At 43.9% G+C, this 15685-nt stretch carries 21 protein-coding genes; 11 read left to right on the top strand and 10 right to left on the bottom strand.

What is annotated here, in order from left to right; all coding sequences use genetic code 11:
- The first annotated feature begins 323 nt into the window (after nucleotides 1-323).
- Together ubiE and porT are read left to right on the top strand one after the other, a co-directional pair.
- Nucleotides 324-1055, top strand: coding sequence for a bifunctional demethylmenaquinone methyltransferase/2-methoxy-6-polyprenyl-1,4-benzoquinol methylase UbiE (gene ubiE, locus ACFQZI_RS10195; RefSeq protein ID WP_377142073.1), 732 nt, complete (start codon nucleotides 324-326; stop codon nucleotides 1053-1055).
- Nucleotides 1052-1777 (top strand): type IX secretion/gliding motility protein PorT/SprT, encoded by a 726-nt coding sequence (gene porT / locus ACFQZI_RS10190; protein WP_377142070.1) that lies wholly within the window; start codon nucleotides 1052-1054, stop codon nucleotides 1775-1777. Before ubiE ends, porT begins: the two co-directional genes overlap by 4 nt.
- Here the strand turns inward: porT and ACFQZI_RS10185 are convergent.
- From ACFQZI_RS10185 to ACFQZI_RS10170, 4 genes are read right to left on the bottom strand one after another with little or no spacing between them, the layout of a single operon-like run.
- Nucleotides 1758-2282, bottom strand: coding sequence for a GNAT family N-acetyltransferase (locus tag ACFQZI_RS10185; protein WP_377142067.1), 525 nt, complete (start codon nucleotides 2280-2282; stop codon nucleotides 1758-1760). The two genes, porT and ACFQZI_RS10185, sit on opposite strands and share 20 nt — an antisense overlap.
- Before the next feature lie 43 nt (nucleotides 2283-2325).
- Complete coding sequence (locus ACFQZI_RS10180) at nucleotides 2326-2634, bottom strand: hypothetical protein (protein ID WP_377142066.1); 309 nt, start codon at nucleotides 2632-2634, stop codon at nucleotides 2326-2328.
- 28 nt (nucleotides 2635-2662) lie between these two features.
- Nucleotides 2663-2965, bottom strand: a complete 303-nt coding sequence (locus tag ACFQZI_RS10175) for a hypothetical protein (protein WP_377142063.1) — start codon at nucleotides 2963-2965, stop codon at nucleotides 2663-2665.
- The gene (locus tag ACFQZI_RS10170) at nucleotides 2965-3663 is read right to left on the bottom strand and encodes a S24 family peptidase (RefSeq protein WP_377142060.1); all 699 of its coding nucleotides are present in this window, start codon (nucleotides 3661-3663) and stop codon (nucleotides 2965-2967) included. Before ACFQZI_RS10170 ends, ACFQZI_RS10175 begins: the two co-directional genes overlap by 1 nt.
- Before the next feature lie 219 nt (nucleotides 3664-3882).
- Here ACFQZI_RS10170 and ACFQZI_RS10165 point away from each other — a divergent pair, with 219 nt between their 5' ends.
- Both ACFQZI_RS10165 and ACFQZI_RS10160 read left to right on the top strand, forming a co-directional pair.
- Nucleotides 3883-4068 carry a hypothetical protein gene (locus ACFQZI_RS10165; RefSeq protein ID WP_377142057.1) on the top strand — a complete coding sequence of 62 codons (186 nt, stop codon included), beginning with the start codon at nucleotides 3883-3885 and terminating at the stop codon, nucleotides 4066-4068.
- 65 nt (nucleotides 4069-4133) lie between these two features.
- Nucleotides 4134-4550, top strand: a complete 417-nt coding sequence (locus ACFQZI_RS10160) for a hypothetical protein (protein WP_377142054.1) — start codon at nucleotides 4134-4136, stop codon at nucleotides 4548-4550.
- Nucleotides 4551-4598: 48 nt separating this feature from the next.
- Here the strand turns inward: ACFQZI_RS10160 and ACFQZI_RS10155 are convergent, their stop codons facing one another.
- The 6 genes from ACFQZI_RS10155 to ACFQZI_RS10130 all read right to left on the bottom strand — a co-directional run bounded on the left by ACFQZI_RS10155 (nucleotide 4599) and on the right by ACFQZI_RS10130 (nucleotide 9607).
- Nucleotides 4599-4838, bottom strand: coding sequence for a hypothetical protein (locus ACFQZI_RS10155; protein ID WP_377142051.1), 240 nt, complete (start codon nucleotides 4836-4838; stop codon nucleotides 4599-4601).
- 344 nt (nucleotides 4839-5182) lie between these two features.
- On the bottom strand, nucleotides 5183-5521 hold the full coding sequence (locus ACFQZI_RS10150; RefSeq protein WP_377142048.1) for a hypothetical protein: 339 nt from the start codon (nucleotides 5519-5521) through the stop codon (nucleotides 5183-5185).
- 146 nt (nucleotides 5522-5667) lie between these two features.
- Complete coding sequence (locus tag ACFQZI_RS10145) at nucleotides 5668-6999, bottom strand: sensor histidine kinase (protein WP_377142045.1); 1332 nt, start codon at nucleotides 6997-6999, stop codon at nucleotides 5668-5670.
- Nucleotides 7000-7157: 158 nt separating this feature from the next.
- The gene (locus tag ACFQZI_RS10140; protein WP_252758139.1) at nucleotides 7158-7451 is read right to left on the bottom strand and encodes an RNA recognition motif domain-containing protein; all 294 of its coding nucleotides are present in this window, start codon (nucleotides 7449-7451) and stop codon (nucleotides 7158-7160) included.
- A gap of 125 nt (nucleotides 7452-7576) precedes the next feature.
- Complete coding sequence (locus ACFQZI_RS10135) at nucleotides 7577-8167, bottom strand: hypothetical protein (protein ID WP_377142041.1); 591 nt, start codon at nucleotides 8165-8167, stop codon at nucleotides 7577-7579.
- 195 nt (nucleotides 8168-8362) lie between these two features.
- Nucleotides 8363-9607 carry a BamA/TamA family outer membrane protein gene (locus ACFQZI_RS10130; protein ID WP_377142038.1) on the bottom strand — a complete coding sequence of 415 codons (1245 nt, stop codon included), beginning with the start codon at nucleotides 9605-9607 and terminating at the stop codon, nucleotides 8363-8365.
- A 226-nt stretch (nucleotides 9608-9833) separates the two neighbouring features.
- Here ACFQZI_RS10130 and ACFQZI_RS10125 point away from each other — a divergent pair, with 226 nt between their 5' ends.
- The 7 genes from ACFQZI_RS10125 to ACFQZI_RS10095 all read left to right on the top strand — a co-directional run bounded on the left by ACFQZI_RS10125 (nucleotide 9834) and on the right by ACFQZI_RS10095 (nucleotide 15685).
- Nucleotides 9834-11000, top strand: coding sequence for a TlpA family protein disulfide reductase (locus ACFQZI_RS10125; protein ID WP_377142035.1), 1167 nt, complete (start codon nucleotides 9834-9836; stop codon nucleotides 10998-11000).
- A gap of 134 nt (nucleotides 11001-11134) precedes the next feature.
- Complete coding sequence (locus ACFQZI_RS10120; RefSeq protein ID WP_377142031.1) at nucleotides 11135-11596, top strand: terminase small subunit; 462 nt, start codon at nucleotides 11135-11137, stop codon at nucleotides 11594-11596.
- 43 nt (nucleotides 11597-11639) lie between these two features.
- Nucleotides 11640-12854 (top strand): PBSX family phage terminase large subunit, encoded by a 1215-nt coding sequence (locus tag ACFQZI_RS10115; RefSeq protein ID WP_377142028.1) that lies wholly within the window; start codon nucleotides 11640-11642, stop codon nucleotides 12852-12854.
- A 182-nt stretch (nucleotides 12855-13036) separates the two neighbouring features.
- Nucleotides 13037-13738 carry a hypothetical protein gene (locus tag ACFQZI_RS10110; RefSeq protein ID WP_377142025.1) on the top strand — a complete coding sequence of 234 codons (702 nt, stop codon included), beginning with the start codon at nucleotides 13037-13039 and terminating at the stop codon, nucleotides 13736-13738.
- Complete coding sequence (locus tag ACFQZI_RS10105; RefSeq protein WP_377142023.1) at nucleotides 13681-13869, top strand: hypothetical protein; 189 nt, start codon at nucleotides 13681-13683, stop codon at nucleotides 13867-13869. Before ACFQZI_RS10110 ends, ACFQZI_RS10105 begins: the two co-directional genes overlap by 58 nt.
- A 225-nt stretch (nucleotides 13870-14094) precedes the next feature.
- Nucleotides 14095-15249 carry a collagen-like triple helix repeat-containing protein gene (locus ACFQZI_RS10100; protein WP_377142020.1) on the top strand — a complete coding sequence of 385 codons (1155 nt, stop codon included), beginning with the start codon at nucleotides 14095-14097 and terminating at the stop codon, nucleotides 15247-15249.
- Between the two features lies 1 nt (nucleotide 15250).
- The gene (locus tag ACFQZI_RS10095) at nucleotides 15251-15685 is read left to right on the top strand and encodes a hypothetical protein (RefSeq protein ID WP_377142018.1); all 435 of its coding nucleotides are present in this window, start codon (nucleotides 15251-15253) and stop codon (nucleotides 15683-15685) included.

Genomic DNA, 15685 nt, shown 5'->3' with positions numbered 1-15685 from the left:
TAATGTGCATTGATGCAATGCATCGGTTAGGTTATTTATACTAATTTTATAGTAGTTAGATTATTTATACTAACTTATTAATTAGCAAAAGCATACTCCGTTACAACAGCAACAACGCGGAAGTAAAAACCGAATACCTACTGGTAGGCACCCTGCTTAGTTTATTTTGGCCTTCGCGGTAGGGCTGGCGCTGAAAACCATTGTTTAATGGTCGGTGGTTAATACACAATAGTGGGTAACCTGCACTACTATGATCTATGAACCATCAGCCATAAACTTCCTGTCAAGTATGAACTTCAATACTTATCTTTGCCGCTACACACATGAGCAAAACTGTAACACCATACCAGGACAACCAGGGCACCAAAAAAGAGCAGGTGGCCGATATGTTTAACAACATCTCTAAAACTTACGATTTTTTAAATCATTTTATGTCGCTGGGTATTGATATTATCTGGCGTAAAAAGGCTATAAACGAGTTAAAGGCCGATAAGCCCCAGCTGATACTGGATGTGGCTACCGGCACCGGCGATTTTGCCTTTGAAGCCCTGAAGATATTGAAGCCGAAGAAAATTATTGGGGTGGATATTTCCCGTGGGATGCTGGACATTGCCGACCAAAAGATTGCCAAACGCGGCCTTACCGATAAGTTTGAAGTTAAGCTTGGCGATTCGGAAAAGTTACCTTTTGAGGCCGGTGAGTTTGACGCCGTTACAGTGGCGTATGGTGTGCGTAATTTCGAAAATTTAGAGACCGGCCTGGCTGATATCCACCGGGTGCTGAAACCGGGTGGCAAGGCCGTGGTGCTGGAGTTTTCTAAACCCAAAGGCTTCCCTATTAAACAGCTTTATAACTTTTATTTTAACTACATAACACCAGGCATTGGCAAGCTTTTTTCTAAAGACGCCAGGGCTTACACCTACCTGCCCGAGTCGGTAGCTGCATTCCCCGATGGCGACGCTTTTACCGCGCTGATGCAAAAAGCGGGTTTTAAAAATACCAAAGCTCGGCCTTTAGCGTTTGGTATCTGTTCCATTTATACCGGTGTTAAATGATAAAAAGCCGCCTCTTCATCACTATTTTGCTTTTGGCCTGTAGCAATTTGCTGCGCGCGCAGGCATGGGGTGGCGGGGCCGACCAAAACGACCTTAGTTTTGGATTTTCATTCTCATACGTATCAAACAGTTTTAAAATAATTAAGCAACCTAACTGGCAAACGCCCTTTGTTGACCCCGAAACGGGTGAGAATGTAAGCACACCGCTAAACAGCATTAGTTCTAAAAGCAAACCGGGCTTCGCAGTGGGTTTTTTGACGCGCTACCGCTTAACAGAGCATTTAGAAGCCCGCATAACCCCATCGCTGGTATTTGCAGACCGGGCTGTTACTTACGGCTATGTAGATGCAACGCAGGATGTAGATAAGCCGGTACAAACCACCACGGTTGATTTCCCGTTGCAGCTAAAACTAAAATCAGACAGGCTTGGTAATGCCCGCGCTTACCTTATTGGCGGCTTAAAATACTCAGGCGCTATTGGTTCTAAAAAAGATCAGCCAAACACCGCCCCTACCGAGCGCCTGCTGCGCAACGTACGCGGCTATCCATCGTACGAGGCCGGCTTTGGGTTTGATATTTACTTTGAATATTTTAAGCTCTCGCCCGAGATAAAACTCACTAACAGCATTGGCAATATATTGGTTGCCGATAACACGCCATTCGCCACGCCTATCAGCAAATTATCGCTGCATACGTTTACGTTCAGTTTGTTTTTTGAGTAGGCAACTCCAGCCGTTTTTCGAAACAAACAAAGCTTAAGCCGGGCCTAAACTCCAATGTTATTTCGCCTTTTAAACAATAACCCAATTTGGGGAACAGCTGCTGTGTAGCATGGTTCTGCGAGTTGGTATCTATCCGCAGGATGCCTATTCCCCGCTCTATGGCCACTACCTCGGCCTGGTAAAGCAGATCGGCAGCCAGGCCCCTGCCCCTAAAATGCGGACTAACAGCCAGACGGTGCGTAACAATGGCTTCTTCATTAATATCCAGGCCTACCTGCGCGTACTCGGGGTACTGCTCGGTAGTTATAGCGGTAACACCTGCAATAGTGCCGTCCTCGTCGGCAACCCAAAGCTGGCCGTCGGCAATGTCCTGCTCAAAAACCTGCGGATTGGGGTAGGTATCATCCCATTGCAAATTACCTGCAGCGCGCATAATAGGTACAACTTCGCGGATAACTTCCATTATGGCAGGGATATCTTGTAGAGTGGCGAGACGGATGCTCATTAGTTAGTGATTTAGTGATTGATTGAATTAGTGATTAATACCTTTAATAACCTGCAATTAAACTAAAAAGTAGTGTGCCAACAAAAACTACCAGGTGTATAAGTGCCGATGGCAGATGTTGTTTACCCCTGAGTTTTACCATCAAAAAATTAATTAGCATTAGCACGATAGAACCAAAAAACAGAAGCAGCCCAAAGACAAGATCCCAACCCAAGTTGCATGGCCCTCCACCGTAACCTCGATGTGTATTTACCCAAATAACACCTGGTATTAGTATCAGATAATAAACTATAGTAAAATACACTGGCTTTATCTGGATAGGAAACTCTTGTATTTTTTCTGATTGCATCATTTGTTCTCGGATTTATTTTTTTGGTTCTCTATCCCCAAATTAAACTAAATATCAAACAGCCTGTAAAAACAACAAAGTGAATAATTACCGAAGGCAAATAAGCACGCCCTTTAAGCTTAAGCCTGATAAGATTTACACCTAACAATATAATCGATCCAAGAAACAGAACAAAGCCCGACAAAATATCTAATCCTGGTGTACAGGGTCCACTTTTAAATCCCGGCAGGATATTAAATAGAACAACTGCTGTTAATGTAACCGAGTAATAAATTAAGGTGCGGTAAACTGATTTTAAAGGGTTATGCGAAATGTAGGCTGCTTGTGATGTCATTAATGATTATGCTTTTTATGTATATCCTTTACCAGGCATAGTTTTTTTATCTCATCTATGCGGATAGGAAAAGGAGCATATTTTAGACGGCCGGCCACCAGTTCTGTTACGTTGTCTGAATGGGCTATTACCTCTTCGGAGTTATCGCTGGCCAGCAGGCGCTTGTACATGCGGTAATCGCCCCATTCAATGTAATAAACCTCGCCGGGGAGGATCTTTTTATCGTTGATGATCTTGAGGGCTACCCAGCAGCCGTTCTCCAGGTATGGGTACATGGAATGCCCCCAAACCGGCAGGGCAAAATCACACTCCTCTATTCCGGGGAAATTCATGCGGCCTACAGGCTGCGAGTCGTTAATATCGTTATATACTTCCACGCCCGATGCGGTAGCAATTATATCATACATGGGTATCCCCTCTTCGCGTTGCGCATTTACAGGTTTATCCAAATTCTTTTTCGCGCCGTTGCCAAGGTGTTCGGCGTACTTCTCTTTAAATATCTTCAGTTTCTCGGGGTCGATGTTCTGGCGGCTTTTAATGATCTCGGTTATAGAACTCGCCGAATTAAAGTTGAGCGCCTCGGCCAGCTCGCTGTTGTTGTTGAAAGCGCGGCCACGCAATTGGTTGTACAGTATAATAAACTCCAGTGTTTCAGGGCGTACTGTTTTTATTTTATTCGGTTTCGAAAGCTCATCCATGTCAATAAAAAATAATTACAGATTTTTCTTTATTTAATTAAAGAAATTTCTTTATATTTGTTCGTCTGATAATTGCTAATATAAAACTTAAAATTAACATAGCAAATAAAGCACTTACAGAATTTAAAGAATATACTTTATAAAGTAGCCATAAGCTATCTTCTTAATAAGTGAGAATTAAAGATTTGTTTATCTCCAGAACAATTAAATAAATAGAATATGTACATAGCCCACAGCGCCCTGCGCACCAACAACAAAACCAAAAAGCCCTTGCTCAAAAACAACGAACTGGCCGAGCGTTACCTGGGTTATCAAACCGCCTGCAATAAATACCGAGCGGAAATAGCCGCCATTCAACAATACATCCCGGGGTGGCTGCCGCCGTTTGAGCGGAAAGCTTTTTAAGATAAAAGGCTAAAGCTGAAGAATGAACCACGCTAAAATCACCAATCTATAAATAACTAAATAAAATGATTAAGATCGCTCAAAAAATTAAAGACCAGCTGTGGTGGTTAATCATCACAGTAGATTACAACTACAGCCGCATCAGCATAGCGGACCATGACCTTACCGACGAATGCTTAACCCTATGGCTGGAAGACAAGCAGGATTTTAAAAACTCGCTCGACGAATGCCTGCAGCTGGATATTTCGCTTAAGAATTTCGCCAGGGTAATTACAACCGAAAATCTGAACAGTTACGAAGGGCAGCGCCTGCACCCCAACAAGCAATTTGTTTACAAAACCCGGGTGCAAATAAATGAGGCCATTACCTGGTACAAACAGGACGCTACCCTGGTAGAACAGCAATGGGCACGCGAGGCCATGTTAAAAGCTGTTTTAACGCAGTTAGTAGAAACAGAGGCAGCGATGGATAAAAGCTGGTAGATATTATGCCAAATAGCATTATTAACATAATTAATTTATGCTTGTATTTCATTGGCGAACTACTTCTTCGTTAGGTAAGGTAGTAGGTATTGATGAGCCTGTGGATGTTACTTTTCTTTGCCTTAGCCGCAAAGAAAAGTAACCAAAAGAAAAGGCCAAGTCAAAGCGAAGCTTCCGCCCGCCCTGCCGGTTCTTAACGCTATCTCCCGCTATTGCGAGTTCGAAAGCTAAACCGGCATTCCCGCCAACTCCCTGCCCGCCCGCTTTGACGTTTGGGCCACCACTCATAAAAGGTAGTGATGGGTTTTAAACCCATCACTACGATTAAATTCTGAAAAAATTTGTTTAAACAAAGAGCCCGTTGAATTTAACATTAGCCTTCCTAAAAGCGGCCTTAGCGCGTTGCGGATAGCACAGGCAGTGCCTTACTACACCCTTTAACAGCGACGCGGTTAAGCCGCGTGTTTTTTCTTTTGGTACTTTTCTTTTTTGCGACAAAAAAGAAAAGTACATCCACTAACGATAATAAAGCAAACCCATTACTAACAGAGCACTAATAGCCGACTGTACTAAAGAGATTGCCACGCTATCGCTCATAATGACATGGTTAGCAATTAAGATATAATGTCTGTTTACTTGGTCTTTACAAATTGCTCCTGTTTTTCATCAGCCTCAACTAACTCCTCAACCTGGCTTACCTCTTCGGAAGGGGCGGCGGCATAGTTAAGCTTACGGAAACGCCATATGGCAAAGGCAGGCTCCTGGTAACGATTGATAAGCGTGAAGAATTTAGGGAAGTTATGCACTTCTTCGAGCAGCACACCGGTTACGATATTGTTATTATCGAGGATCTCGCGAATGGTGTATTCCTTATCCCGGGTTATCCAGATCTCGAAATCGCGGCGGATCTCTTCGCTTTTATCCGGGTCTATCTTATCGTTAATACAAATCACTTTATCGCCAACTCTCATAGTAAGTCAAAATTAAAAAGTAAAAGTAAGAATACCTGCCTGTAGCACACATTTATTACAATAAGTAAACCAACTTAACATAATCCTGTTTGACTCTTGACTCTTGACTCTTGACTCTTGACTCTTGACTCTTGACTTTTGACTTACTAACCCGCCGGCATAGATACAAAGAACGCTGTACCTTCGCCTGGCACGCTTTCGGCCCATATACGCCCTCCCTGTAACTCGGTAAACTCTTTACAAAGCGGCAGGCCAAGGCCTACTCCCTTTTCATTGTAGGTACCCGAGGTAGATTGTGCCTGGAGCGAGAACAGGTCGGCTTGTTTTTCGCTGCTTATACCAATACCGTTATCGCGGATGATAAGCCAGCACTCGCTGCCAACCTGTTTTGCCTTAAAGCTTATATGCCCGCCCGGTTGTGTAAATTTAATGGAATTACTGATCAGGTTGCGTATAACCAGCTGCAGCATGTCGCTATCGGCTACAATGCGTATGTCCCAGTCGAGTTCGGATGTTAGTGTGATGTTTTTCTTAAGCGCTATCGCTTTTTCCAGCTCCAGGGTATTAAACAAGGCGTCGCGCAGGCTAACGTACCCCAGCTTAACGTTTACGCCATCCATTTGCGCTTTAGACCATATGAGCAGCTTCCCCAGCATATCAATGGTGCGGCTGGTAACTTTAAGCAGGTCGCCCTCTACCATACGTCGCTCGGCGGTTTCCAGTTCATACTCGGTAATTAGTTCCAGGTAGTTCTGTATATTGCTCAGCGGCGATCGCAGGTCATGCGCTATAATGGATATCAGTTTGTTCTTTTCGGAGTTTATACGCTCCAGTTCGTGGTTTTGCTCTATTATCTGTTTGTTTTGCACGGCTATGGCATTTGCCTTATCTGATGCCGAGCCCCTTTCGTAATCGTAATTGCGCCTGAAGTAAGTTATGGTATAATACATCACTATAACCACTACTACATAGGCCGACGACAGGTCCCAAAAGCGGCTGGCCCTGTTGTTGTAGCTATTCGGCACGCATTCCGGGTGATAGTACTCTAACAAGTGCAACCCTATTATGATAAGCACGTTAACCGCTATCCAAAATTTTTGCTGGTTTTTTGGCACCACACAAAGCACCAGAAAGATACAAAGGCCCATCAGCAGGTCTGTAGGCCCCCGGGTACCCGAGTTAATAATGTAGTTGGCACCAAAAAAGAGGTTACCTATAACGGTAAAAATGATAATGGTAGATGTAACTTTTCTTTTGTAACGCGAATAGTAATACAATAACGAAAAAATAACCATGGTTACCAGGCTAAGCAGCGCTATGTATGGCAGGCCAATAAGGTAATTGAAGGGAACGTTGTAAGCGAGGGCAATAATTGCAATGAGGCAAATGGAGTGGAAGATCCTAAACTCTAACGGGAACTCGGGAGCCGAGCCTGTGAGCCCGATCCAGAGCTGGTGTATTTTTCCAAAAGGGCGCAATTTATTATAATTTAGGATTACACAATTTTACTAAAAATAAAATTTACGGCATAACCTAAAGGACAGGTTTATTCAAAATACTGCACCTGCCACGCAAATTATAAAGCATAAAAAAAGCCCCGTCCGGGGCTCATCTTATTTAAAAGAAATATTATGGATTAGTTGCGGCTAAAGCCACCCCTGTTACCACCAGCACCGCCAAAACCAGGACCTTTATCCTCGGCGATATTAACTGTTATACGTTTACCATAATAGCTTTGTCCATTCATGCAGCGGATAGCTTCCTTAGCCTCATCCTCGTTTACCATCTCCACAAATCCAAAGCCCCTGCTTTCTTTTGTTTCACGGTCTTTAACGATCCTTAAGCTCTTAACCGGCCCAAAGTCTCCAAAAACCGCATTTAGTTCGGCCTCGCTTACTTCTAAGGGAAGGCCTCCAATAAATACTTTCATTAATCTCCTTTTGTTTTTCTGTAAAGATACGCAAAAAAGGGCTATTTTTTGATGTTGCGGGGCAAAATGGCAGGCTTGTAAGGTGTTTTTTACAATAAGGTGTCATTACAACACACTGATGATAATTACTGCTTTTTAAGCTTCAGGTCAAAGGTGCCCTCTACCCTGTAAAGAGAAGAATTGGGCTCATCATCTTTTGATAAGAACGTAAAGAAAGTGCCCTTTGCAAGCACATCGTTCTGGCGGTATTTGTCCAGCTTTATCTTACCCGAGTCGCCGGGTTCGGCATATTGGGTAAGGGTAAATTGTTTGGTGTGCATCACATCAGCTATCATGAGTAACTGGCCGCCGGCAACAGGTTTTGTAAGGCTATCGGCAGCTGCGCCTTTAGAGCTTACCCCAAAGCTAAGCGTATGCGCTTTGTTAATGGCAGTTATACCAAAATAACGGTTATCGCCAACGCTCATATTTACAAATGCTACCGAATCTTTCGCGGCATCAAACGTGTAAACAGAATCTTGCATGGTAATGGTAAGCGTGCCTTCGGTGGCCAGGAAATTATCTGGCGAGGTTGCCTTAATAACGCTATCGGCGCCAAGTGCCATTTTTTTCTGATCTACCTGCTGGTCACCGGTATCCTTTTGGCACGACACTAACAGCGACGACATCGCCAGCATAAGTGTAAAGTACCAGTTAGTAAACCGTTTTAAGCCCATAGGTAAATAGATGCTTTAAAGTTAAATAAAAATTATTTCAATTATACGCTTTAAATCTTTTTGATGGTGTTTATTTAACACTTTTTAACTTTATCAATTATACGCATTAAATATGCCAAACGTTGGCTAATTTCATTAAAATTTCATCTTTTATTTTTGATGATATATTATTGGATATTAAACCCTGTTAAAGGTTTAAAAGATCTCGCCAACGGTAACAAATACACCTTTAGACCCCTGGTTACCAAAGCCATAGTCAACGGCGATATTTGTTTTTGATACCTTGTTGAGTTTTATGCGCAAACCGGCGCCATAACCAGGCTGTATTTTTTGCAAAGCGGTGCCCGGCGCACCCGAAAACGATTCGGCATTAATAAAGGCTACGCCGCCCAGCAAACCGTTTTTTGTTATGCGGTAACGGTACTCGCTTTCGGCATAAACCATCTGGGCGCCCCTAAAGCGGCCTTGTATATAGCCCCTGCCTGTACCGTTGTATTGGTCCCAGGTGTTTGCGGGCAGGTCTAGGTATGGGGGCTTGCCGTTTAGCACCAGCCAGTTATAACTCCAAAAGGCAATAACATTACGGGATGATGCGGGGAAACGGTAATACTTACGCACATCAATTACAAGGGATGTCCAGGGGCGGGTGCTGCCCAAAAAACCTTTATTATCCCGGTACTGTACCCCGGCGTAAAAACCGCGGGATGGGTTTATGGAGTTATCGCGCATATCTATCAGGGCGTTAAGCGTTATCCCGGCAGATGTGGTGCTTGGCATAGGGTCGTACTTTGAATAGTCGGACGGGCTTCCATCCGGGTTGCCCTGTTCAGATACGTTGTAATGCCTGTCGTAAATAAAACCCGCCCCGGCATACAGGTTGCCTACAATCCTGGTCAGGATGGTTTCGTAAAAACGCACCAGCGTGTAATCCATTGGGTTTTCGTTTGCCGCGCTGGAATTGGTGCCCAGGCCAAAGGTGCTTTGCGGATACTTGTAATATTTAAAATCGCCAATAAAATTGAACCTGTCGCCCGCAGTCCAGATGTTGGATTGCACCGGGATGATGATCTGCTTATTTTGCGTGTATGCCGAATTAGACGATATGGTAGAAATGCGCGAATTGCCCGCGATACGGAAGGCGATATTACCCGATAAGGTTACAGCCAGCTTTGTTTGCAGCGTATAGCCCACTGCCGGTAACACAGAAAAAACGGGCTTTGTGCCAATAACGTTAATACCCTTGTTGGCTACCGAATCTTTTTTATTAAAAATGGAGCGGATAACATCATAAAGATCTTTTTGAGCCGAAGTATCTTGCCTGGCAACTACCAAGGTATCATTAATGCGGGTGCGGGTAAGTTTTACGGTGCTGCTTTTATCCTGTGCTTTAATAAGCATTGGCGAAAGAACAATGGCTACCAGTAATAAGGTTAATTTCATTTGCAGATCAGGGGTATTGCGGAATAAAATCTGCCCAAAGATATATTTTTTGAATGGATAGGCTGTTTTATGAATACACAAAAGACCGAAGCTTTGCGGTATCAGACTAATTTAGGCTTATCATTTAAATAAAGCGTTAAAATTTGTTAAAGCGCTTTGTATCTACTTAGTGGCTTAATTATTAATTGTAGCTTAGGTTATCAATTACATCCATACTATCACCACAATGACCAGCTTTGTTAAACAAATTTTTAAACCAGCGCTTTTAATATTAACAATGTTGTGTACCAGCAAAGTTTACGCGCAAATTTCTCTTTTTGACAACCTTATCAACAAGATCGAGAATTATAAAAGCCTCAGTTACAAATCTGTGAACAAACGCAGGGATATGAGTGCCGACACTACTATAGCACTCAATAATGAGGCGTTTCTAAAAGCGCCTAACGACAAGCTTTTTGGTTACCATTACCGTTTAGAAACCAACCACACAACCGAAGCGTTTAACAGAATACTCTTATATGATGGAAAGGATCAAACAATTCTATCTCTTAGTGATAGTACTTTTTTCCCCTCACACGAAGGTACAGGCAACTTTGATCAGTCGCTTATTGGTACGCTTAAATTCTTAAGGAATCGCTACAATAAAAAAACGTTTAAAGTTACTCAGTTGCGGGATACGGTTATAAATGGCGTTACCAATTCGCATATTATTGCAAACGTGTATGATACGATCGAGAATAACGAGCACCTATATTCAAACAGAGACTACTACCTGAATAAGCAAACAGACCTGCCAAGTTTGGTAACCATTATAGGCAGATATAAATATAATGGATTGGTGAGCGGATATTATGATGAGACCAGGTATTCTGATTACAAAATGGACAATACAGATATTAACGATTCGCTTTTCTTAATACCAAAAGGTTTTACGCCACGCCAGGATAAAGCCGCAAACGCGTTGTTAGCTGTAGGGACCTCCGCTCCCGACTGGACGTTATTTGATGCAAATGGTAAACAAACATCACTAAATGATCTAAAGGGTAAAGTAGTGATGATGGATTTTTATTACATCGGGTGCTCGGGCTGTATGGCATCAATAAATCCGCTAAAGGCTATTTACGAAAAATATAAAAACAAAGGGTTGGTTATTGCAAGCCTTACTGCGAGAGATAGTAAAAAAGCGGTTCTGGATTTTGAGAAACGCTATAAAATCAGCTATTCTGGATATATCGGTGCTGCTGATGTAGTTAGATCGTATAACGTTACGGCGTTTCCAACTTTTTACTTTATAGATAAAGCAGGTAAAATAGCAAACGTTTTTGTAGGCTACACGCCTGATTTTGAAAACAAGTTAAACACAATAATTAGTAAATTATTAGTAGCTAAATAAGGGCACCGACTTTATCATTTACAAGAACCAATTTGTAAAGAAATTTCTTTACATAATTTGCAATATTAAAGAAATTGTCTTATCTTTGTATATATCAAATGCCAACCGGCATTATTAGCATAACCTAATTATTTATGAAACGCTTAACATCTGCACGGGGTTACACCATTCGCATTAACAGATATTTTGAGTCTATTAAAGGCAAGTTCCACATGGAATTGCTGCCTGATCCTTCCACTAAAGGAAAAGAGAAACTCATCTATCAAAAAGTGTGGGATGTTGAGCCCGAGCCACCTACCCTGTCGGGCTTGGCGCTGTTCCTTGGATTTAACAGCCGCAACGAGTTTGAAACCTATGAGCGCAACGGTGAGTTTGCCAACCATGTTAAACGGGCACGCTTAAGGGTTGAAGCCGAGTACGAAAAGAAACTGCACTACCAATCGTCAACCGGTGCCATATTTATGCTTAAAAGCTTAGGCTGGGCTGAAAAACCAGACGGCACCTTGCTGAACGAGGTTCCGAAATCTATCCGGATAGAGATTGTAAATCCGGGCCTCAAACTGGCGTCGAGCGAGAAAGAGGTATTGCTAAATTGAACAATGCCTTTGCTCCATCAATAAAACCATCTAAAAACCGATAATGAGAACCTCTACCCTATTTAAACATAATTACGAAACTACGGCGCATGTGGTGGTCAACCAGGGCGGTACAAGCTCGGGGAAAACTTACGCCATAGAACAAGTACTTTTTTGCCTCGCGGTTTCGGCCGGGAAGCAGATCATCACCGTGGTTGGGCAGGATATACCCAACCTAAAATCAGGGGCGATACGCGATGCCCAGGAGATCTACGATGGGTCTGACACGTTAAAACGCCTTATTAAAAACTATAACAAAACCGACAGGATCTTTGAGTTCCACAACGGCAGCCTTATAGAGTTTAAAAGCTACGGTAACGCCCAGGATGCCAAGAGCGGCAAGCGCGACTACCTGTTTGTTAACGAAGCCAATGGCATAACATGGGAGGTTTATAGCGAGCTTGCCCTGCGTACTAAAAAACGAATCTACATCGATTATAACCCCAATACCGGTTTTTGGGTGCACGATAAGCTAATAGGCAAACCCGGCGTACAGTTATTTATATCAGACCATCGGCACAACCCTTTTATTGATGAGCCGCAAAGGGCAAAAATAGAGATACTAAAAACCGAGGACCTTGAACTTTGGAAGGTTTACGCCCGCGGCCTTACGGGTAAAATAACGGGGTTGGTGTTTGATAACTGGCATGTATGCGAGGCTATTCCGCAGGATGCAAAACTAATTGCAGCCGGGCTGGATTTTGGTTTCAGTAACGACCAAACCGGCTGCCTGCTGGTATACAAGCAAAACGGCGAGCTTTGGATAGATGAACTATTTTATGAAACCAAACTCACCAATGTAGATATATCCCGCAAATTGCAGGAACAGTACATCAGCAAAACCACCGAGATAATAGCCGATAGCTCCGAACCAAAATCTATAGAAGAACTAAAACGGATGGGCTGGTTTGTTACGGGCGCAAAAAAGGGTGCCGATAGCATTAAAAACTCCATAGATATTTTAAAACGCTATAAGTTGAACGTAACCCGCAACAGCGTAAACCTGCGTAAGGAACTGGAAAAATACAAATGGCGAACAGATAAGGACGGCCGCACCCTTAACCAGCCTATAGATGCCTGTAACCACCTTGTAGACCCGCTGCGCTACGTGGCGCTAAACAAATTGAACACGAAAGCAGGCGGCAACTTAAAAAGCAGGTTGCCGGCAGCCCAAAAACCGCTGACGAACAGAGGGATATGGGGTGAGTTGATCGATTGATCATCATGCCGTTGTTGATGTTGTCACCAACAACGTTTAGGAAAATTGTACGCTATGTACTTGCAAGGTGCTCGTTGGTGACAACACCAACAAGTGCGAAACGCAAAAAAATCGGTGTAATCAACTTAATCTTTCAATCGGTGCAATCAACCCAAATTCAAATCAGTGCAATCAATAATATTATGATACAAAAAACATTTATAACCACACACGGCAAACTGAGGGTAGCCATCCCCTCACAGTTGAATGAGGTTACCCTGAGGCAAATGATTGCCTTGCAGGATAACAAGGAACTGGGCGATCTGGATGCCATCAGTATATTGTCGGGTGTACCGGTAGCGGAATTGAAAACGGTGCGCGATGCTAACGACTTTATGGCCTTTGCAGATGCCGTGCTCTCGTTATCGCACCAGATCAAATACTTATACAACAGCGACGAGATCCCGAAGAAAGTAAGCTTTGAAATTGGCGATAAAAACGTAACAGTTAACGTGATCAGCAACCTGTCGGTAGAGCCCGCCGGCGCTTTTATGGCCGCCAGGGATGTTATTGCCGATGAGATAGCCGAGCACGTAAAGATATACGGCGAAGATAACTGGAAGGATTATTTTAACCCATCGCTCACCGCCTGCTGCAAAGTACTGGCCTACTATTTTTATTGCACAGCAACCGGTAATGTTTATGATGAATATGCCGCTGCCGCTTTTACTGAAACCATAAAAAAACTAAGGGTAACGGAGGCGCTGCCCATAGCCAAACATTTTTTTACGAGCTATCCAAACTTATCGAAACAGAGAACAGGCTTTTGGCATCTGCTGCAACAGCTATGGAGAAGCGTGCAGGCATCCATTCGTTCGAGAAATTTAAATACATCAACACCGTAAACTCCCTTGCCGGCGGCGACATTACCAAATGGAACCAAATACTGGCTATGCCCTACGAACGCATCCTCACTAAACTGCTGCTTAATAAAACCGAAGCCGAATACCAGAAGAGGTATAGTGAGATGATGTAGGAGAAACATGCTACTTATCGCTTGAATAGTTTACTCACCCCGACTACGCTGCGCTGGTCGACCCTCTCTGCGTTGCAAAGAGGGGGAGGAAAAATGAAGCTCACCCTCTTTCCGCTTGCGGAGAGAGGGTCGCACGCGAAGCGCCGCGGGGTGAGTAAATAGCCCGCAATAAATACCTTAATCAAACAACTAATCTTGATCACCAATCTCTAATCTCTGCCCCCCATGCGCAACCAAATAGAAACCATCACCCAAACCTTAACCACGTCGCCTTCATTTTTATACGGTACCGAAAAAGAGCACACCCTGGCCGGATCATTTGCACAAAAGGTATCAGGCACCTGGTTGGTAAAATATACATTACCATCTATAGACGGCCTAAAAGACGGGACGGTTTTATACGGCCAGGGTATCCCGGGCCCGGGTATCGGTAATAATCAAGATACCTATATCAACACCAACACCGGCATTTTTTATAACAAAAGCGCGGGTGTGTGGACACAGGTATTCTCGATGCAAACAGGGCCGCCAGGTGCAAAGGGCGACAAGGGTGATACCGGGGCAACCGGCGCTAATGGTAAAACTATTTTAAGCGGCACCTCCAACCCCTCCAACTTACTCACTGGCACCGACGGCGATTTTTACCTAAACACCAATACCTACCAGTTATTTGGCCCTAAAACAGCAGGTGTATGGGGCACCGGAGTAACCATCATTGGGTTGCAGGGCGAGCAGGGGGAAGCCGGGCTACAAGGGGAAACAGGCGCAGCCGGAGAGCCGGGTGATACCGGCCCGGGTGTTGCCGCGGGTGGTACAACCGGCCAGGTGCTTAGCAAACTTAGCAATGCTGATTTTGACACGCAATGGATAGATGTTACAGGAGCGGTTGATATACATGCTCCGGATGGTATTATCAGCGGGTTAGGATTATCCGTATCTGCAGGGGAGGTAGTGGTCGCGGCCGGCTCATGGAGGATAGATGATAACACTTACCAAACCTTAACTGACACCCATTTGCTTTTAGAAGCTGCAGATAGTGTAAACAACCGTATCGATCTTATTTACGCGAATGCAACAAACAACATCGCTTTAATCGCGGGCAGCGCGGCATCAAACCCGGTAAAGCCATCATTACCTGTCAACTGCGTTGAAGTAGGTTTTGCCTTAGTTACACCCTCGGGCAGCCAGGCAACACCTGCCCCGGGCGCCAACTATGTAACACAATCACAGTTTACCGATGAAATTGGCAGCAAGGCACAGCTATCTACCGGTGCAAAGAACAATTTGGTTGAAGCAATTAACGAGGTTAATACAAGCATAGGCAGCATCAACCAGGAAAACGTGATCCTTAAAATATTCAAAAAATCAAATTATAAATAACATGGCATCATATAACGAAATAGTAGCCTTTACCAAAGGAGTGGGCGTGCGCCCTATAACTTTTACAAACAGCGATGGCACTACTGCAAAACAAACCTATGCACCGGCCGATCCTGCCAGCAGGATCAACTTTTTGGCTATATCATCTACCTCGGTAACACAAAAATACATGCTGCTGCAGCTTCATAATTCCGTATCGGGCGATGTTGCCCCTTTGGGCACTATCACTGTACCGGCAAATGCAGGTACAAATGGTTCGGTGGCCATAGTATCGGGGTTAAACAGGGGCAACCTGCCCTGGCTACAAATTGACAGCGATGGCAACCCGTTTATCGACCTCAACTACAACATGAACCTGGAGATGAGATTACTAAGCGCCCTATCAGCCGGCGAAACAATCACCGTAACAACAAGCGGCGGCTCATACGCAGCATAA

The organism is Mucilaginibacter lutimaris, assembly GCF_042676625.1.
GTDB lineage: Bacteria > Bacteroidota > Bacteroidia > Sphingobacteriales > Sphingobacteriaceae > Mucilaginibacter > Mucilaginibacter lutimaris.
This window is presented reverse-complemented; position numbering and strand designations above follow the sequence as displayed.